The sequence below is a fragment of the Pseudoalteromonas luteoviolacea genome, from assembly GCF_000814765.1.
GTDB classification, from domain to species: Bacteria; Pseudomonadota; Gammaproteobacteria; order Enterobacterales; family Alteromonadaceae; genus Pseudoalteromonas; species Pseudoalteromonas luteoviolacea_H.
The window spans coordinates 817,809-835,717 of the sequence record NZ_JWIC01000004.1 but is presented as its reverse complement, the minus strand read 5'-3'; the positions used below and the strand labels follow the sequence as shown (position 1 = coordinate 835,717).

The following is a 17,909-nucleotide window of genomic DNA, read 5'->3' as shown; positions in this document are numbered from 1 at the left end:
TTTAGACAAAAAAAAGCCCCTTGCGGGGCGCTTTTAAATCATTAATCCATAATGTCATTGGGCATGTCGGCACGAATACCCTGCCATAGCTCACTTGACTGATGACCATATTTACGGATAAGCGCAATCGCTCTGTCATAGTCGCCTTGCTCAGCCAATGCCGTTAAATCACGGTAGAATTCTCTGGTTAATTTACGGATTTTTGGCTCAGAGAAGTAATGGCAGCCGATTTTCGAATAAAGGCCTCTAAAACCATTTAAAATCAACACATAAATTTTGTTACCGCCAGCAATTGCCAGCTGGTGATGGACTTGATAATCATAATCTGCAAATGCTTCAGCCGTATCAGGTAGCTCCTGATATTGCGCCAGAATCTCAATCACTTTTTCAGCGTTTAGCTTAATCGCAGCACGAGTATAAATTGCACTGATGTTTGTTCTTGCAGACAATAATTGATCTGTTAACTCAGGGACTTTATCTTCATCAAGTCGCGCGAGTGCTTCTAAGATATTTAGACCCGATGTTTCCCAGAAATTATTCACTCGTGTCGGTTTACCATGCTGAATAGTTAACCAACCGTCACGTGCTAATCTCTGTAATACTTCCCTTAAGGTTGTACGAGTCACACCGATAAGTTCTGACAGTTCACGCTCAGCCGGCAATATCGACCCTGGCGGAAACTCCCCATTCCAAATCGATTCTACTATATATTCCTCAGCAAATCCCGCTGGGCTCTTGGCTTTAAAAATTCTCATTTTGCACCACTTAAATTACAACCAAAGGCAAGATACATTCAGCGCAAGCGACACTTGGTAGCAGGCGCAGCATGATACTGCAACTCGTTAATCTACTGATTGTACCAGATGGATATAAAGTAACAAGCGCAAGTGTACATTGAAGGTATAGTAATTAGAGTTAAAGCAAAAAAGACCAATAAAATAGAAACAATTCGCGTGTGGTTAGTGATATAAAATACCCCTTACGTTATCTTCATTCCCCTCTCAAATTGGTAAAACGACGTACTATATAAATTGGAACTTAAATTTAAAAATAGTGACTAATGAAGGGGTTGTAACATCGCTTTCAAAACATACTAAAAGACAACCTAACGGTAGGATTGTCTCTGTATGGCTCATATTTACGAGCAAATTGCTTGAAGCCTTTACACGACATAGCCATAATAGTGACAAAAAAGGAGATATACATGTTTGATAGACTTGCGAGGTTTTCTCGCTCCACCACCGCTTGGGGATTATTGTTTTTAAGTGCACTTACTTTCGAAGTCGTTGCACTATACTTTCAATATGCCATGGGCTTAGAGCCATGTGTGATGTGCATCTATCAACGAACAGCTATGCTCGGCGTGTTAATTGCTGCTTTCATAGGACTTTGTGGTACAAGCAACTATCTCGTCAGGCTAGTTGCTACGGCAGGTTGGGGAGTTGCTGCGATTTGGGGGTGGCTACTTGCACGTGAGCACTTAGACATGCAAACTACCACGGACCCTTTTGCGTTTACATGTGCTTTTGAGCCAAACTTCCCAGTCCCTTTGCATGAATGGATCCCATCTTTTTTTGCCGTGACCGGTAGCTGCTCAAATATAGATTGGTCTTTTGCAGGATTATCTATGCCAGGTTGGATGGAAGTGATCTTTGCTATTTACGCAATCGGCTTTTTGATATTTGCACCACTCATTATTTTTAAGAAGTAACATTGAGAGAAATATGATTTTTAGACTCAGCCAAATACCTGAACTTTCTACATTATCACTGCGCGAAAAACAGCAAGTGAAGGCAATAGCACTTTCTTTGCTATCTGCCAAAAGTAAGGTCATATTGGCTATATGCAAACTGGCTTTACTCACCCCCCTGTTTATGGCATTAGCTTACTTCGAAGGTTGGTCACTTCTTCCTGTATTGCTTGTCGCAGGTATTGCATATCCATTGCTAACAGCACCAATTGAAGTGCAGTTTGCGCTTAAAAACCTAAATCAAGCCCTATCTCAATTTAAGCAGAGCCAAAACTAGGCTCTGCCCCATCTCTTTACTCTAACACGACATGAGCCTGAATTTTATCTATTAGCCCCTTGCCTATACCTTTCACTCTCCCTAACTCTTGAATATCGAAAAACAGCCCTTCTAACTCTCTCGAGCGAATAATTGCTTGCGCTTTTGCTCTGCCTATTCCCGGCAGTTTCATTAGCTCTTCAACTTTTGCTGTATTTACATTGACCTGAAAAACAGGTTGAGAGAAGCTGTCGACCTCCTGTGCCTGCACCACATTAAGAAAAAATAAAACAGCCAATAGAAATCCAATATTCAATACATGCTTTGACATTCAGTTTATCCTTAAAAATTCGTGAGTTTCAAATCGCTTATCGTTTTTAAATAAGCTACCTAACCATAGGATTTATCTCCTTCTTTTGTAAAATACCTACTAATATTTTCATTGTATTTTTTTCATATGGATCGTCTAATTGGAGACTATAAGTTGCAATAATATCAAATACAGTTTACTGTATAAAAAAACAGTGTTTTATGGAGGGTGATTATGGCTGTTATAGTAAAGTATGTGGTTGAAAGAAATGGAGTAGAGCGAATGACATTTACTAGCAAAAAAGAGGCGGATGCCTACGATAAAATGCTGGATGTGGCAGAGGCGCTTGAAGGGATGCTTGATAAGGTAGACGTACCTCTTAGCGAGCAACAAGTAGAGTCTTTAGCACTCGAAATGGCAAAATATAAAGACGACTTTATCTCTGTACTTAAAGGCACAAAACCATCAGCAGAAAAAGAGCCAAAAAAATCAGCAAAAAAAGCTGAGGAAGACAGTGAAGACAAGGTAACGGCTATTAAGCAAGCATAACACGTTAATTTCTTTACTTGCTTATTCGATCCAAAAACGCAAAAACGCCGATCTATCGATATAGATCGGCGTTTTAGTCTGCGTTAAATCAGCTGAGTATTATTTTAATACCGCAGCAACTGCATCTGCAAAATAATCAATATTGCTGTGACTAATGCCCGCAACATTTACACGGCTAGAGCCCACAATATAAATTGAATACTCTTCACGAAGACGATCAATTTGCGCTTTATTAATACCTAAGAAAGAGAACATACCATGCTGACGTTCAATGAAAGAGAAGTCATGACCTGTGTTTCTTTGCTCAAGGCTATCTTTAACAAGGCTACGAAGACCATTAATACGATCACGCATCTCAGCAAGCTCTTGATGCCACTGCTGCGTTAATTCATCACTCGATAGAATCGTATTTACAATATCAGCACCATGTGCAGGTGGCATTGAATAAATGCTACGAACAACGCTTAACAATACTGAATTTGCAACATCCGCATTCGCAGCGTCTTTTGAAATGATTGAACATGCGCCAATTCGTTCACGGTAAAGACCGAAATTTTTAGAGCATGAAGAACAGATAATCATCTCTTCTACTGTCTGAGCCAATAAACGAAGACCGTTTGCATCTTCGTCTAAGCTAGTACCAAAGCCCTGATATGCAATATCTACTAATGGCGTGAAGCCTACTTCTTTAGCAAGATCTGCGAAAATTTGCCACTGCTCTGCATTGAGGTCCATACCACTTGGGTTATGACAACACGCATGCACTAAAACAACATCGCCTTTAGGTACTTGCTTCAATGTGTCAATCATCTCATCAAAAAGCAGGCCTTTGTTTTCATAATCGTAGTACGGATATTCTTTTACCGTTAAGCCAGCCGCTTCAAACAAACTAATGTGGTTTGCCCATGTTGGGGTAGTTACCCATACTGTCGCATCTTTGTTACAACGCTTGATGAATTCAGCCGCAACACGCAATGAACCTGTTCCACCTGGTGTTTGGGCCGTACGAACGCGATTGGCAAGTAATGTTGTATGGCTGTCGCTCAATAGCAACTGCTCCATCTTTGTACAGAAATCTAAATTACCTGCTAACCCAATATACGATTTTGTTGTTTCATTTTCTAAACGAAATGCTTCTGCTTTTTTAACCGCTTTTAAAACTGGCGTAGCACCCTGCTCATCTTTATATACACCAACACCTAAATCAATTTTGTTAGGGTTATCGTCTTGCTTATAAGCTGCCATTAGGCCCAAAATAGGATCTGTTGGTAATGGTTTTAGTTCTGAAAACATGTGTATTTTATTCCTATTAAAACTGATACGCACAAAATTAAAAAAGACGAAAAGTTGCCCACACTATTGTAAGCTCGCCTCTATTTATCTAAGTATTTAACTCAATATTACGCAGCAATTGTGGGGGTTATAGTTGCCATAATACTAACACAATTTAACAAGAACACGAGCCTTGTTACTCGGGAAGGTAATGCGTTATTTTCATGCAAGCCGCAGCAAGTACAGATAAATTGTCAGCAGTAAAAAAGTCTTTACTAAATGCTTCTGCATCAATGATCCCAACACAATCAAGCTTGTCATCTAATAACGGTAAGCAGACCTCTGCCTGTACTTTTGGATCACAGGTATAGTATTCACCACCCTGTGCAATATATTCGGGAATATTATTGATAATACGAGATTTTTCAGAAAGTACCGTCTGAATATTATTGGATGTTGCCGCAAACTGCTCATTGATGGGGAATAATGGACGACTAGGTGCACCATTGTACGCAAGCTTAAGCAATTGTTGCTCACCGTCAACTTGTCTTGACTGATAAATTCCAAACCATTCTACACCCGTTTTATTCGTCACAAACTCGACGATTGCTTGAAGCTTAGACAGTAAAACGTCATTTTCTTGCGTTCTCTCTATGATCGTGCCCAATTCAAATGGTGTGTCTTGTAAATGACCAAACAAACTACAACTTCCCCCCTCGCCGAGTTCTGGTATTTGATAAGACCAGATCGTCTGAGCTTGATGTGATGCCAAATAAGAATCTAGTGCATCAAGCTGTAGTTGAACAAGTGTATGGTCAAGGGAAGTTTGTGTTTTATCCAAGTATGCAGAAATCATTTAGCCATCCAAACATCTATATATCTAAACGCAATTTAACACGCAAATGTCTCTTTGACTATAGAAACACACATGTTTTTTGCTATTGAATATAAAAGAAAGGGAATGTCGTAAAAGAATTTCAATATAAAGAAGTAATTGAGACTTAATAACTAATCGAGCGAATACACCAATTTAACTTCATTGCCAATTCGGTTGTAGCTGACGCTGTCTGCTATTTCTGACAACAACTGAACACCCCGCCCATGTTCATTAGATAATGTACTATCACTTGGTAACTCAGGTTGAGAAAAGCCTCTGCCTGAGTCTTTGATATCAAACGTAATTAAACGCTTTTCGGGACTATAAATAGCCGCAATCTCAATAGATGCTTCAGTGAGCTTAGACAATGCTTCAGCACGCTGTGTGTAGTACTCCAAAAACCCATCTTCTTGATTTTTTAACTCTGAACTGATCCCCAACACGCCATGATCCAAAGAGTTATTGTATGCCTCAGACAATAAGAGAAATATATTCGAGCGATGCGCATCCACACCTTCCACATTGCTAAGCACATTCACCACTTCTAGGACTGGATCTGTCATTTTCATTTGTTCAGCGTCCAAAGAGACCGCGACTTCAAAAGGTAAGGAGGAATAATGCGTTTCACCTGACTGCTCAGCATCAGCTGGCAAACAATTGATAATCGCAATACTTAAATCATCTTGCTGTTCAGCATGCTGTGCGTAGTTTCTCACATTATCGATCACATCCTGCGTCGTAATGGACGGTGTACTTTGCAACGTGTCTATAAACCGCCCTTCACCAAACATTTCGCCATCCGGCCCTTCACTTTCAATAATGCCGTCTGTCGCCATGACCAGACGTGTACCTCTATCAACTTCAAAATGTAAAATCGTTCTTTCGAACTCATCGTCATCTAAAATCCCCAGAGCCATGTGTTGAGACTCCACGGTTTTTAAAACACGCCCCCCCTCATTGACCAAATACACATCAGGGAGTCCTCCAAGCCAAGCAGAAATATTTTTTCCCGAAGAGCTCAGTTCTATGATCGCAGCTGCACAGAACATATGACCTGGTAATAAAGTATAAAGGGAGCTGTTTAACTCCGTCGCGATATCTCCGACAGCCATGCCCTTTTGCACCATCGTGTAGAAAATTCTCGATGCCGGCAGCGCGCCTACCGCTGCTGCAAGACCATGACCGGTAAAGTCGCCTAGTAAACAGTAAAACCCGCCAATCGGGCTTTTTGCCATAAGGAACATATCACCATTAAACATAGATGCTGGGGACAAGTGAAAGTCACAGAGTCTATCAAACCTTTCTTGTCCTGAGAGCGCATTACGGAAGATATGTTCAACAATCTCATGCTCTCGTTCTGTTTGGTTGTAGTGGTATTCCAACTGCTTTTTTTGTTCATGAGCTTCTTTACTCAGCTTCCTGGTCCGAGCATGAGCACGGATCTTTGCTGAGAGAATAATTCTGTCAAAAGGCTTATGAATAAAGTCATCCCCGCCAACTCTTAAGCACTTCTCAAAGCTGGCATGATCTTCAAGCGCGGTGATAAAAATGATGGGTAAATACACATCACCTGCGTATTCTTTAATTTTTGGTGCGGTCTCGAAGCCATTCATTACTGGCATCATCACATCCAACAGGACAATATCAACCTCATGCTGATGCAATAGCGCCAACGCCTCTTGGCCGTTATTGGCAACCAAGACATCATAATGCTGCTGCTCAAGCATTGCCGTCAGCAACCTGCAGTTGAGGGGTTGATCATCAACCACTAAAATAAGCATGCTAATTAAGCTCTGCTAATCAATTTCAAATTTTTTATCAAATCTTGAAATTTGCAATATCTTTTTCAATTGTGGCCGGCAATTGCTAATTTGAATGCTGCCCACTGAATCTCCGAGCGTCTTCTTCATATTTAACAACATACCGAGTGCCGAGCTATCCATATAATCTGTATCTCGCAAATCAACAACGACTTTCTCGGTTTCATCATTCACTTCAGCATAAGCTTGGCGAAATGATTGTACTAAATTGAAGTCAAACTTCCCTTTAATCTGAATTGTTAAAGTCTTTCCGTCAGCTGAAGCATTTTTGCTCAGGCTCATTGCAAGCTCCTACTCTAAATTTAGTATTGTTATCCATCTTTATGTTTTAAATATAATCGGATTACGTAATTTCGCCAAAAAAATATAACGACATAAAACACTTTTTGTTAGTATCCAAAATAATGTAACTAGTTTGGAGTGAACAATGTCAGATGGTCGTTTAGTGTATTCTACCGAGCTGGGTCGAATTAAACCAGAAGACGAACAGCCGCAGCAAGAAGTGAAGCTTTTTAAAGATGGTCATATTCGTATCGAGCGTCAAACCAAGGGGCGAAAAGGAAAAGGCGTTATGCTGGTCGTCGGCATTGATCCTGCTGAACACGATCTAAAGAAATTAGCTAAACAGCTAAAAAGTAAGATGGGCCAAGGTGGCGCAGTCAAAGAAGGCGTGATTGAAATTCAAGGGGATGACCGAGAGAAACTCAAAGGCTTGCTTGTCTCACAAGGGTTTAAAGTGAAAATCGCAGGGGGTTAACTCCCTGCAGCTTTCATTATTTCTGGCTTTTGAGCAAACACCCCTTCCTCAGTAAGGGGGGCACTATAATAGTAGCCCTGTACAATATGGCAGTTATTTCTCTGTAAAAACGCAACCTGCTCGGCTGTTTCGACCCCTTCAGCAACCACTTTCATACTCAGCTTTTGTGCCATAGCAATAATTGCAGCGGTTATTTCCATGTCGTTTGTATCTTGCGGAATATCTTTTACAAATGACCTATCCACTTTCAACACATCAACAGGAAAACGTTTCAAATAACTCAAGGATGAATACCCTGTACCAAAGTCATCAATAGATAAAGAGACGCCTAGCTTTTTCATCTCTTTCAGTTGCTCTATTGCCGCTTCCACATCGCCCATAAGCATACTTTCCGTCAGCTCGAGATGTAACATGGAAGGTGAAAGACCTACTTCACTCAATGTTTGCGAAATAGTGTCAATTAAATTTGCATCTTTAAATTGACGGGCCGAAAGGTTTATCGCAATATCCGCGGTACACCCTTTAGATTTAAGCACCGCCGAAAAGCGACATGCTTCCTTTAACACCCAAGTGCCAATTTCAACGATTAAACCTGTCGCTTCTGCAATGGGGATAAACTTTGTTGGCGGAATATTGCCTTCAGTCGGGTGCTTCCATCTTATTAAGGCTTCATAGCCCAGTATTTTTCCAGTCCGACTATCTATCTGGGGTTGATACTGTAAAGAGAATTGTTGGCTTTTGATCGCTTGCCTTAGTTCATTTTCAATGTGTAACCGCTCATTTGCCGCAGCATTTAACTCTTGTGAATAAAAATGGAACGTATTTCGACCTTTTGCTTTTGCTTCATACATTGCCAAATCGGCATGTTTAAGCAACTGCTCTTCTTCTTGACTGTCAAATGGGGCAAGCGTAATGCCAATACTGGCACTGACAATCACTTCATTATTGCCTAATAAAATTGGCTGACTAAGCGTTTTTTGAATCGTATGTGCTACATCCATCGCATTATCACGTGTGCTGATCCCGCTTAACAATACAGCAAATTCATCTCCCCCTAACCGAGCAATCGTGTCCTCAGCTCTTAACCTTTGCTTGAGCCTATCTGCAACCTCAACTAACAGCCTATCACCAGCATCATGTCCGAGCGTATCATTGATGCGCTTAAACTCATCCAAGTCGAAATAAAACAGTGCAAATGCGTAATGACCCCGAGACGCCAGCGCCATAGACTTTCTCAATTGCATGCGGAAGAAAGTGCGATTTGCTAACCCCGTTAACGTGTCAAAGTATGCTAGTTCTTCCATTTTCCTCTGGCTTTCTTTAACAAAGGAAATATCCTGTGCTGAGGCGACATAGCTTGAAATCCTTCCGCCATTTTCACGAATTGGCGATATGCTCAAACTAACCCAAATTTGGTCGTTGTTACTGCTTTGCAGCAATGTGTCTCCACGCCAGTAATTACGGCTTTTCAAATCAAAGTCAATATCATCAATTAAAATGGCCATCTCGTTGGAAATAATACCTAGCAGAGGAGAATCTAAGAAATGTGACTCTGGGAACCCCGTCATCTCGACCATTTTTGGATTGACGTATTCTATCTTAAAGCGTTCGTTGGTGATCACCACACCAGTGCCCGAAAATGCAACCGCTTTGGAGAGGCGATTAGCAGCTTTTTCGGCTATTTCCTTCTCACTGATGCGTTGGTTTAAGCCATTGACCAACTTTTTAATATCGTCACTCATGTCATTGAATGACGCATTTAAGAGCCCGATTTCATCGTCACTGTCAGTTAACTTAGGGTGGTCCCACTGCCCTCGACCGAAGCTGATTAAAACTTTAACCAGTTGGTTAATACGCTTTAAAATCAGGTGGTAAATTACTTGGTGTAGCAACATGGCTACGAACCCAGCATACAAGACAAAAAGCCCAAAAAATTTAACCTTGAGCTCCTCGAGCGCATACAAAGCCGTATCCCTGCGTTTATACATGCCTACATACCAATCAAGCTCTCCTAGGTGGATAATATTGGCAATATGCCCTGCTTTATCATAAATAAATTCATCCTGATAGCTAGGTAAATTAACTTTAAGCGCAGTCTCAACAACACGTTGAATGGCTTTGGGCAATACATCTTTTGCCTGTAATTCAGGGTGCTCGGTGGGCGTTAATAAGTTAGGGGCTGATATAATTCTGCCCTGCTTATCAAAAATAATATAACTCTGTTCATTGGTAGGTTTAGGCAAATGGGACAATAACGTTTCTAATTCCAAATCACTGCCTGTAAAGCCTCGATAAACATCGCCTTCATATAACGGCACGAGAATACTGACAACCCACTTATTCCATATCGGGTCGTGGTGAACGTCTGACCAAACCGCTTCTCTGGTTGGGTTTAATTCTTCACGTAAAAGTGGCTGGGCATGGATATTCGCCTGCCTGTTTTGCGCACTATCCAGCAGCACTGAATTCGGAGGCGCAATGCGTACGAAGTTCTCTGTGGTATAAATATAAAAGTTGAAAAAGTCTTGGAGTAAAATAGGCGAGAGCGTATTCCACAGCTTTTCGGACTTTTGAAATAACGCTTTTTCAGCGTCTGATAATTTATCTTTGAGTATGTATGCGGCAGACATTCCGTTTGCTGCGACACTATGCACCTTACCATCGAGTGAGGCTAAAGGCAGCTCTATATCAATGGATGAATCGGGCAGAGGCAGTAACACTTTTGAAACCACCACATTGGTCTGTTGTGCAAGATTCTTCTTGAGCTCTAAATACTGTGAAAACTGCTGAAGCATCTGCTCACTCAGATCATGCAATTGGACAAACTCGGCTTCAACTAGGTGCTTTTCTTCAGACTTCAGCATCAACGCAGCCGCAAAGACACCTGCAATGACACACACCGCGGAAATCAAAATTGATAATTTCACACTGAGAGAATTAGCACCAAAACGCGAAGGAGGACGACGATTGCCCACGATAAACTCTTTACCCTGTTATGTTTTTTTTCATATATTGACTTGAATATATCAGATCACACAAATCGTAGCCAATGCATTTATAGTATAATTTAAAATACCTTGTTGTAATTGGCTTAATATCTGTGTTAATAATATTGATAACACTGAAATATCAAATTGAATAGATTATGAACTTTTTTGCGCGCCGCTATTTTTTCTTTTTTAGCTTCTTTAGGTGAAGAGGCTTAACTGTTTGCGCGTAAAAACGAATAGCTAAGCCTCCCAACATCTGGGGGGCTTTTTTTTTGGCAAAATGGGAGTGAGGACCATGACGCAAGATACTTTAAATGCATTAAGAACAGAGATAAACGAAATAGACTCTGAACTGCTGGTGCTACTGGCAAAACGAAGAAGGATCAGCCACGGAGTACTGGAGTATAAGATCAACAATAACAAACCTATCCGCGATGAAGAGCGAGAACTCGCTTTGCTAGAGAAGTTAATCAGTTATGGAAAATCGCTCGGCCTTGATCCTTTTTACATCAACAACGTTTTTCAAGTCATACTAGAAGACTCGGTGCTGAATCAACAAGCACTTCTGCAAAAGAGCTTAAACCCAGATGCTGTGAATGATACCCACCGCGTAGCATATCTAGGTGGGCAAGGTTCTTATAGCCAATTGGCGTGCCACAAATACTTTAGCCGCCGTCCTGGTAAAGTCGTCGAACTCGGTTGCCAATCTTTTGAAGAGATCACAACATCTGTTGAACACGGTAAAGCTGATTTTGGCATTCTCCCCATTGAAAATACCAGCTCAGGTAGTATCAATGAAGTATTTGATTTAATGCAACATGCACAAGTGTCTATCGTTGGAGAGGTCACACATAGCGTTGAACATTGCTTGCTGGCAAAGCCTGGCATCGAGCTAAAAGATGTGAAAAAAATCTTTGCTCACCCACAGCCATTTGCTCAATGTAGTCGTTTCTTACAAAGCCTAGCCGATGTCGTTCATGAAAGCTGTGATTCGACCTCTAGCGCAATTAAGTTTGCTGGTGAATGTGATCACAGTGCCGCTATAGGCTCAGCACAAGCAGGGCGCTCTCAAGGCTTAGAAGTCATTAAAAGTGAACTGGCTAATCAGGCTGAAAACCATAGCCGCTTTATTGTCGTTGCAAGAAAGCCACTGCAAGTCTCGACTCAAATACCAACTAAGACGAGCCTTATTATGGCAACCAAACAACATGTGGGCTCACTCGCGGATGCATTAATGGTATTTAAAGAAAACAGTATCAATATGACAAAACTAGAATCACGCCCCGTGCCAGGCAACCCCTGGGAGGAAGTATTTTATGTTGACCTTCAAGCAAACATTGCTGACCCACAAGTGCAAAAAGCACTTGAAGCGCTCAAAGAGCATACTCAGACGGTGAGAATACTAGGCTGTTATCAAAGTGAATCGCTCAAAGCGGTTGACCCGATTTAAAGCGGTATTTTGGAGAGCAAGTCTCAAGTGCACTGACTGACAATGTGAAAAAAGCGCTATGTGCATAGCGCTTTTTTGCTTTACGAAGCCAGTTCGTCCAATACTTTAGCATCGTTGGCTTTATTTAATATCCCTCGACTTTGTGCTAAGAAAGTATGTGCACTGTCTGAGAAATAAGTTTGTGCTTTGTCAAAACCATCTATCAAGGCTTGCTTATCACCTTGTTTTAACCTCTGAAGTGTTTGTTCAAAGGTGTCTTGATAGCTGGCAAGTAACCCTTCCACATCTTCAAACTGGGCTAGCATAATATCCGCATACAATTCGGGAGATTGCGCAAATAATCGGCCAACCATCATCAGCTCTAATTGATAAATAGGAGAGGAACAACTGCGCAGCTCCTCTAAAGTATGACATTGCTTCGCTAAAAACTGTCCATATACAAACGTTGTTAAGTGGCGCATGACCTGAATAATTTGCATTGCTTGGTCATGCCTTTTCGCTTCCATCGGCACAATATGGCATCCCCATATTTGTAGCTGTTTTAGCAAGCCACTGCACGCTGACTCATCCCGCCCATGACATGCCACTACCGTTTGCTTAACCCAGTGTGAGATGTCCGGCCCGAACATAGGATGTAATCCGATCACGGGGCCACTATGCTTATTAAGCAGGCTTTTTAATGGACCCTGCTTTACAGATGTAATGTCAGCCAAAATACAGTCTGGAGCGAGCGGTGGTAAATCGGTTATGACTTGCTCTAAAGTATTAATCGGTACGCTGACCAGAACTAATTTGGCATCCGCCAAAATTGAATGGGCATCAGCCTGCTGAGATTTATCGAGTATCTTAACCTCATAACCTGAGCGTATAAATTGTTTGGCAAACAGCTGACCCATTGCACCTTGACCTCCAACAATCACAATCGGGGACAAGTCTGGGGCTGCGCATGCCAGCTTACTTTGTTGGTTTTCATAAGCCTCGCGCATCATTCGACGCAAAATATCTTCTACCAACTCTGGATTAACGCCTTTTTCTTCAGCTTGCTGACGACGAGCGGCTATTAGTGCAGCTTCTCTTTCTGGTGCATGCAACGCTGCACCCTTTTGTTGCTTAATTTGGCCAACCTGCTCGGTCAACCTCCTTCGCTCAGCGAGTAGACTCACCAGTTCGCTATCACAACGATCTATCTGGATACGCAACTCATCTAGGCTTAAGTTTTCTCTCATTCCCATAACGTAAACCTTAATTTACACAAGTAAATAATAAATTACACCCAGTCTAACAGGACGAATTTTATTAAGAAAGCGTCAATTTGTTTCTTCATACTATTGTAGGGTACAAACGAAGAATTTTTACACTATGCGGAAAAGAAGATGAGGCTATAGAAATTGGGAATTATGGACTGTTTTGAAAAGTTTTAGGCCTAAAACCAAACAGACCGCATAAAGCGGTCTGTTTGTTAAGCATAGGTAGTATGCGCGTATTAGTTAAGTTTCTCTTTAATACGTGCAGATTTACCAGAACGCTCGCGTAAGTAGTAAAGCTTAGCACGACGAACCGCACCACGACGCTTAACTGTAACGCTATCAACCACTGGGCTGTGTGTTTGGAAAACACGCTCAACACCTTCACCGCTTGAGATCTTACGAACAGTGAAAGATGAATGAAGTCCACGGTTGCGCTTAGCGATTACAACACCTTCAAAGGCCTGTAGACGCTCTTTGTTACCTTCTTTTACACGTACCTGTACAACTACTGTATCACCAGCGCCGAACACTGGTACGTCTTTTTTAAGCTGCTCTTCTTCAAGCGCTTTAATAATATTTTGGTTTACTTTTGCCATTTTATTTCTCACATTCCTAGGAGTAACTGTCTTCTAGCCACAAGCTTCATGTTCTTGCTGAAATTCAGCGAGAAGCCTTGCTTGCTCCTCAGTCAGAGCTAGGTTACGCAACAAGTCCGGACGGCGTAGCCAAGTCCTGCCTAATGACTGCTTTAAGCGCCATTTTGCAATTTCTTTATGGTTCCCACTGAGTAATACAGCAGGGACCTGCTTTCCATCCAATGTTTCAGGCCGAGTATAGTGAGGGCAATCTAACAGGCCATCCGAAAATGAATCCTGCTCAGCAGACTGATTGTGACCAAGCACACCAGGCACTAATCGCGCAACTGCGTCAATAAGTGTCATGGCAGGCAATTCGCCACCACTGAGAATAAAATCACCGATAGACCATTCTTCGTCTACATGAGACTCAATGATCCGTTCATCTATACCTTCATATCGACCCGCAACTAAAATCAATTTTTCAGACGTCGCTAATTCAGCAGCGCCTTGTTGATCTAGTTTGCGTCCTTGTGGAGACATGTAAATTACTTTTGCACCATTACCAGCTGCAGCTTTTGCATCTAGAATGGCTTTTTCGAGTGGCTCTACCATCATCAACATACCCGGACCACCGCCATAAGGGCGATCATCCACTGTACGATGCTTATCGGTCGCATACTCTCTTGGGTTCCAACAATTGAACTCAATCAAACCGTTTTTCACAGCTCGACCAGTTACACCTTGCTGAGTAATTGCATCAAACATTTCAGGGAACAACGATACAACGCCGACCCAAAGTTTTTGCTGTTCACTCATTAAAATGCTGGATCCCAATCAACCGTAATTTCACGTTCTTCATGCTTAACTTCAACAATGACAGAATCTGTCAAAAATGGAATTAAGCGTTCAGTCTGACCGAATGCATCTTTTTTGTTTGCTTTCACAACCAAAACGTCATTCGAGCCAGTCTCCATAAGGTCATCGACATGACCTAAGTTATAACCTTTATTGGTTACAACCGTCATACCAATTAAGTCTCGCCAATAAAACTCCCCTTCAGGTAATTCAGGAAGCTGCTCACTATTAACGGCGATTTCAGCATTGGTGAATGCCATTGCTTCGTCTCTGTCGTTAATGTTCGCAAATTTAGCGATGAAACCCTTGTTGTGGCGACGCCAGTCACTCACTTCAAGAGCTTGCCATTTACCTTGTTGCCCTATCAACCATGGGCTGAAATCGAAGATCCCTTGGGGATCATCAGTAAATGAATGCACCTTAAGCCAACCCTTAATACCGTAAGGGGCACCTAATTTGCCGACAACGAGTGTCGAGGTGTTATCTTGACTCATGGTTACACTTACGCCTATTAAGCCGCTTTACGAGCGTCTTTAACTAACTTAGCTACGCGATCTGAAAGAGATGCGCCCTGACCTACCCAGTGATCAACACGAGCAAGATCTAGACGAATTTTTTCTTCCTGACCAGAAGCGATTGGGTTAAAGAAACCTACTTTCTCGATGAAACGACCGTCACGCGAGAAACGGCTATCCGCAACCACGATTTGATAGAATGGACGCTTTTTAGCGCCGCCACGTTGCAAACGAATAGTTACCATACCGTCCTCTACATAGATTGACTGTTTTCATTAATAAGATAAAACTTCCCACTACGGGAAGCTGGGGAATTGTACGAGTTTTTCTCAACAATGCAAGTATGTTTTAGATTTAATTCTCAATCTTGACATACCTAGGTCAGTTTAGACCTAAAATGCACACATCATTTGGCTTCGTACCTGCCAAAATAAAGAAACGGATGCTATTGAAAACACCCGTTTAAATGCTCAAGCAAAGCGCAAAACACCTTGCTCGCAGGGAGACATTACACCCTAGAAGGTATATTTAGCATTAATCGCAAAATTACGCCCCGGCTGTGTGTATTGCTCTAGGTTCGCGTCAGCGGCTTGCCCTGCAACACTCTCATAAGGGATATATTCTTTATCTAATAGATTAAATACGCCGGCATTAAATCGTAGGTTACCGAAGTCATACTCAGCAAAGAGGTCAACGGTACCCCAGCCACCGGTCTTAATACCGTCCTCTGCTGGGACCTTAGTCATACGCTTAGCCGCTTTAAATGCAGCCGTAACCGACCAGCTATCCATTTCATAGCGCGCTTTTACAAAACCGTTAAGTGGACTAATAGAACTTAGGTATTCATTCGTTTCTTTATCTTTACCTTGTACATATGTAAGACCAGTGTCTACAGAAACGTTGTCATTTACCCAAACTGTAAAGTTCGCCTCTAGCCCTTTAATTTCTACTTCACCAATATTGTGATACTGATAATAGGTTTTAGGTGGCATATTTGGAATTTGACTGGGTTCAACACGCACTACTTTATTTGCAATAAAGTCATCAAACTTAGTATTAAATAGTGTTACGGAAAACTGCTTTGAGTCAAACCCACCTTTTACACCAAATTCTATACTATCACTCGTCTCTGGATCTAACTCAGGATTCGGTAAAATCTGGTAAAATGGCTCAACACCGTGGCTTTGATAAGCTAGATCATGAGGTGGAATTTTAAAACCTCGAGAATATTGCGCAACAACATTCACATTGTCTGACACTGCATATACTAAACCAAGCTTTGGCGATAGCGCAGTTTCACTGATATCTCCAAACTCTGTACCTTCATAAAGCTCACTTTGTTTTGCATCCATATCATACTTATCAAGACGCAAGCCCGCGTTCAATGTAACAGCATCAGACAAAGTAATATTATCTTGTACAAAAAGCCCCAACATGGTGGTGTCTGCACCAGGGAATGTTTTTTGTCCCTCATTATCAAGCACTTTATTACCTTGTGCATCGATTCGGGTTTTTAGACGCGGTCTTGATGTTTCATAGCCATCATAATCAAAGCCATAAACAAGTTGATGTGAGAGTGAACCAAACTCTAACTGCTTATCTAATACCAATCGCGTGCCGAAGATAGACTGTTCGAAACGATAATCGTTGTAATCCGTGTAAGGTCCAATACGGCTGCGGCTTCCATCATTGGCACGGATCTGATGACTGATTTGTTCAAAGTCAGTGAAGTAAACTTGTGCACTTAAGTTATCGTAAAAACCGGTCGCTGTTGAAGTATCAAACTCTAATGACAAAGAAAGACTTTCGTTATCATCCTTTGTTTCATATTCAGCGGCTGTTATCACCTGCTCACTATCTTGGTCGAAATAATCAACCGTCGCCAAAATGCGCTCACTCTCTGTCAGTGTAAACTCCGACTTCAGTAATAACGCATTAGAGATGTAATCAAAACCAGGGAGGTTTTCTTGATAATTCTGTGTTTCTTGACCCTCTCTGCGCGTCACTTGAATAGAGGTGGCGTTGGTATCACTAAGTTGCTTAGCAAAGGTCGCCGTGGCGCTCTTTTCTGAGTTAACACCATAATAGCCAATGCCAACTTGAGCATGACTGTCTTCACCAGCCAAATAGTCAGAAGGATCTTTTGTCGAGATAACAATAATGCCGCCAAGTGCATCCGAACCATAAAGAGACGACGCAGCGCCTTTTGCGACTTCAATTTGCTTAATATTGTCGACGTCAAAATAACCTCGACCAATAATTAGGCCACCACCACCAGAATAGGCATCATTTAAACGGCGTCCATCTTTCACATAAACGACACGATTTCCACCGATACCACGAATATTGAGCGCTTGGGCTTCACCTGCAGAGCCCGTAGTTGTAATCCCTGTTTGATACTTAAATGCACTATTTAAGTCCACTGCTAACTCACGTTCAATTTCTTGTTCGGTGACAACATTCACAGAACCCGCTACATCCTCAAGCTTTTGCTCAATACGCGACCCTGATACTACGATAACCTCGCTGTCTTTCTCAAATTGCTCCGCAACTGAACTTGGCGCAGTAAACACTGCTGCTGCAATACTTAGCGAAATAGTAGTTTGTTTAAACATTATCTTTTAACCTCAAACAGGAAGAACGAATAAATTTCGCTGTGCACTATAAAGGTATTTTTTAACTA

General features: G+C 41.7%; 18 protein-coding genes. 5 read left to right on the top strand and 13 right to left on the bottom strand.

The features are described from left to right. Nucleotides 1–41: 41 nt before the first annotated feature. On the bottom strand, nt 42–755 hold the full coding sequence (gene fadR, locus JF50_RS06960) for a fatty acid metabolism transcriptional regulator FadR (protein WP_039608691.1): 714 nt from the start codon (nt 753–755) through the stop codon (nt 42–44). A gap of 449 nt (nt 756–1,204) precedes the next feature. On the opposite strand from fadR, the gene dsbB reads away from it, so the two are divergent. Both dsbB and JF50_RS06950 read left to right on the top strand, forming a co-directional pair. Next, nucleotides 1,205–1,711, top strand: a complete 507-nt coding sequence (gene dsbB / locus JF50_RS06955; protein ID WP_039608690.1) for a disulfide bond formation protein DsbB — start codon at nt 1,205–1,207, stop codon at nt 1,709–1,711. A 13-nt stretch (nt 1,712–1,724) separates the two neighbouring features. Next, entirely contained in the window at nt 1,725–2,027 is a 303-nt protein-coding gene (locus JF50_RS06950; protein WP_039608689.1) for a hypothetical protein, read from the top strand. 16 nt (nt 2,028–2,043) lie between these two features. Here JF50_RS06950 and JF50_RS06945 read toward each other — a convergent pair whose 3' ends face one another. Continuing rightward, a complete protein-coding gene (locus tag JF50_RS06945) occupies nt 2,044–2,337 on the bottom strand; it encodes a ComEA family DNA-binding protein (RefSeq protein ID WP_039608688.1) in 294 nt (97 codons plus the stop codon). Between the two features lie 213 nt (nt 2,338–2,550). Between JF50_RS06945 and JF50_RS06940 the strand changes: the two genes are divergently transcribed. Beyond that, on the top strand, nt 2,551–2,865 hold the full coding sequence (locus JF50_RS06940; RefSeq protein ID WP_039608687.1) for a YebG family protein: 315 nt from the start codon (nt 2,551–2,553) through the stop codon (nt 2,863–2,865). A gap of 99 nt (nt 2,866–2,964) precedes the next feature. Here the strand turns inward: JF50_RS06940 and JF50_RS06935 are convergent, their stop codons facing one another. From JF50_RS06935 to JF50_RS06920, 4 genes are all read right to left on the bottom strand, one after another. Then, nucleotides 2,965–4,158: an amino acid aminotransferase gene (locus tag JF50_RS06935; RefSeq protein ID WP_039608686.1), complete on the bottom strand. Its 1,194-nt coding sequence runs from the start codon at nt 4,156–4,158 to the stop codon at nt 2,965–2,967. Nucleotides 4,159–4,333: 175 nt separating this feature from the next. Next, on the bottom strand, nt 4,334–4,993 hold the full coding sequence (locus tag JF50_RS06930; protein WP_039608685.1) for a GAF domain-containing protein: 660 nt from the start codon (nt 4,991–4,993) through the stop codon (nt 4,334–4,336). Nucleotides 4,994–5,145: 152 nt separating this feature from the next. Then, a complete protein-coding gene (locus JF50_RS06925; protein WP_039608684.1) occupies nt 5,146–6,795 on the bottom strand; it encodes an ATP-binding SpoIIE family protein phosphatase in 1,650 nt (549 codons plus the stop codon). A gap of 15 nt (nt 6,796–6,810) precedes the next feature. After that, nucleotides 6,811–7,116 carry an STAS domain-containing protein gene (locus JF50_RS06920; RefSeq protein WP_039608683.1) on the bottom strand — a complete coding sequence of 102 codons (306 nt, stop codon included), beginning with the start codon at nt 7,114–7,116 and terminating at the stop codon, nt 6,811–6,813. A 145-nt stretch (nt 7,117–7,261) separates the two neighbouring features. Between JF50_RS06920 and yciH the strand changes: the two genes are divergently transcribed. Beyond that, a complete protein-coding gene (yciH, locus tag JF50_RS06915) occupies nt 7,262–7,591 on the top strand; it encodes a stress response translation initiation inhibitor YciH (RefSeq protein WP_039608682.1) in 330 nt (109 codons plus the stop codon). On the opposite strand, the gene JF50_RS06910 is transcribed toward yciH, so the two are convergent. Continuing rightward, the gene (locus JF50_RS06910) at nt 7,588–10,566 is read right to left on the bottom strand and encodes an EAL domain-containing protein (protein ID WP_039608681.1); all 2,979 of its coding nucleotides are present in this window, start codon (nt 10,564–10,566) and stop codon (nt 7,588–7,590) included. The genes yciH and JF50_RS06910 overlap by 4 nt on opposite strands. A 310-nt stretch (nt 10,567–10,876) precedes the next feature. Here JF50_RS06910 and JF50_RS06905 point away from each other — a divergent pair, with 310 nt between their 5' ends. Then, entirely contained in the window at nt 10,877–12,031 is a 1,155-nt protein-coding gene (locus JF50_RS06905) for a chorismate mutase (RefSeq protein WP_039608680.1), read from the top strand. A gap of 80 nt (nt 12,032–12,111) precedes the next feature. Here the strand turns inward: JF50_RS06905 and tyrA are convergent, their stop codons facing one another. The 6 genes from tyrA to JF50_RS06875 form a co-directional block, all read right to left on the bottom strand. Further along, a complete protein-coding gene (gene tyrA, locus JF50_RS06900) occupies nt 12,112–13,257 on the bottom strand; it encodes a bifunctional chorismate mutase/prephenate dehydrogenase (RefSeq protein ID WP_039608873.1) in 1,146 nt (381 codons plus the stop codon). Between the two features lie 257 nt (nt 13,258–13,514). Next, the gene (rplS, locus tag JF50_RS06895; protein ID WP_039608679.1) at nt 13,515–13,874 is read right to left on the bottom strand and encodes a 50S ribosomal protein L19; all 360 of its coding nucleotides are present in this window, start codon (nt 13,872–13,874) and stop codon (nt 13,515–13,517) included. Nucleotides 13,875–13,907: 33 nt separating this feature from the next. After that, complete coding sequence (gene trmD, locus JF50_RS06890) at nt 13,908–14,672, bottom strand: tRNA (guanosine(37)-N1)-methyltransferase TrmD (protein ID WP_039608678.1); 765 nt, start codon at nt 14,670–14,672, stop codon at nt 13,908–13,910. Beyond that, a complete protein-coding gene (gene rimM, locus JF50_RS06885; RefSeq protein ID WP_039608677.1) occupies nt 14,672–15,205 on the bottom strand; it encodes a ribosome maturation factor RimM in 534 nt (177 codons plus the stop codon). Before rimM ends, trmD begins: the two co-directional genes overlap by 1 nt. Before the next feature lie 17 nt (nt 15,206–15,222). Continuing rightward, a complete protein-coding gene (rpsP, locus tag JF50_RS06880; RefSeq protein WP_023398624.1) occupies nt 15,223–15,471 on the bottom strand; it encodes a 30S ribosomal protein S16 in 249 nt (82 codons plus the stop codon). A 270-nt stretch (nt 15,472–15,741) separates the two neighbouring features. After that, nucleotides 15,742–17,841, bottom strand: a complete 2,100-nt coding sequence (locus tag JF50_RS06875; RefSeq protein WP_039608676.1) for a TonB-dependent hemoglobin/transferrin/lactoferrin family receptor — start codon at nt 17,839–17,841, stop codon at nt 15,742–15,744. Nucleotides 17,842–17,909: the final 68 nt, after the last annotated feature.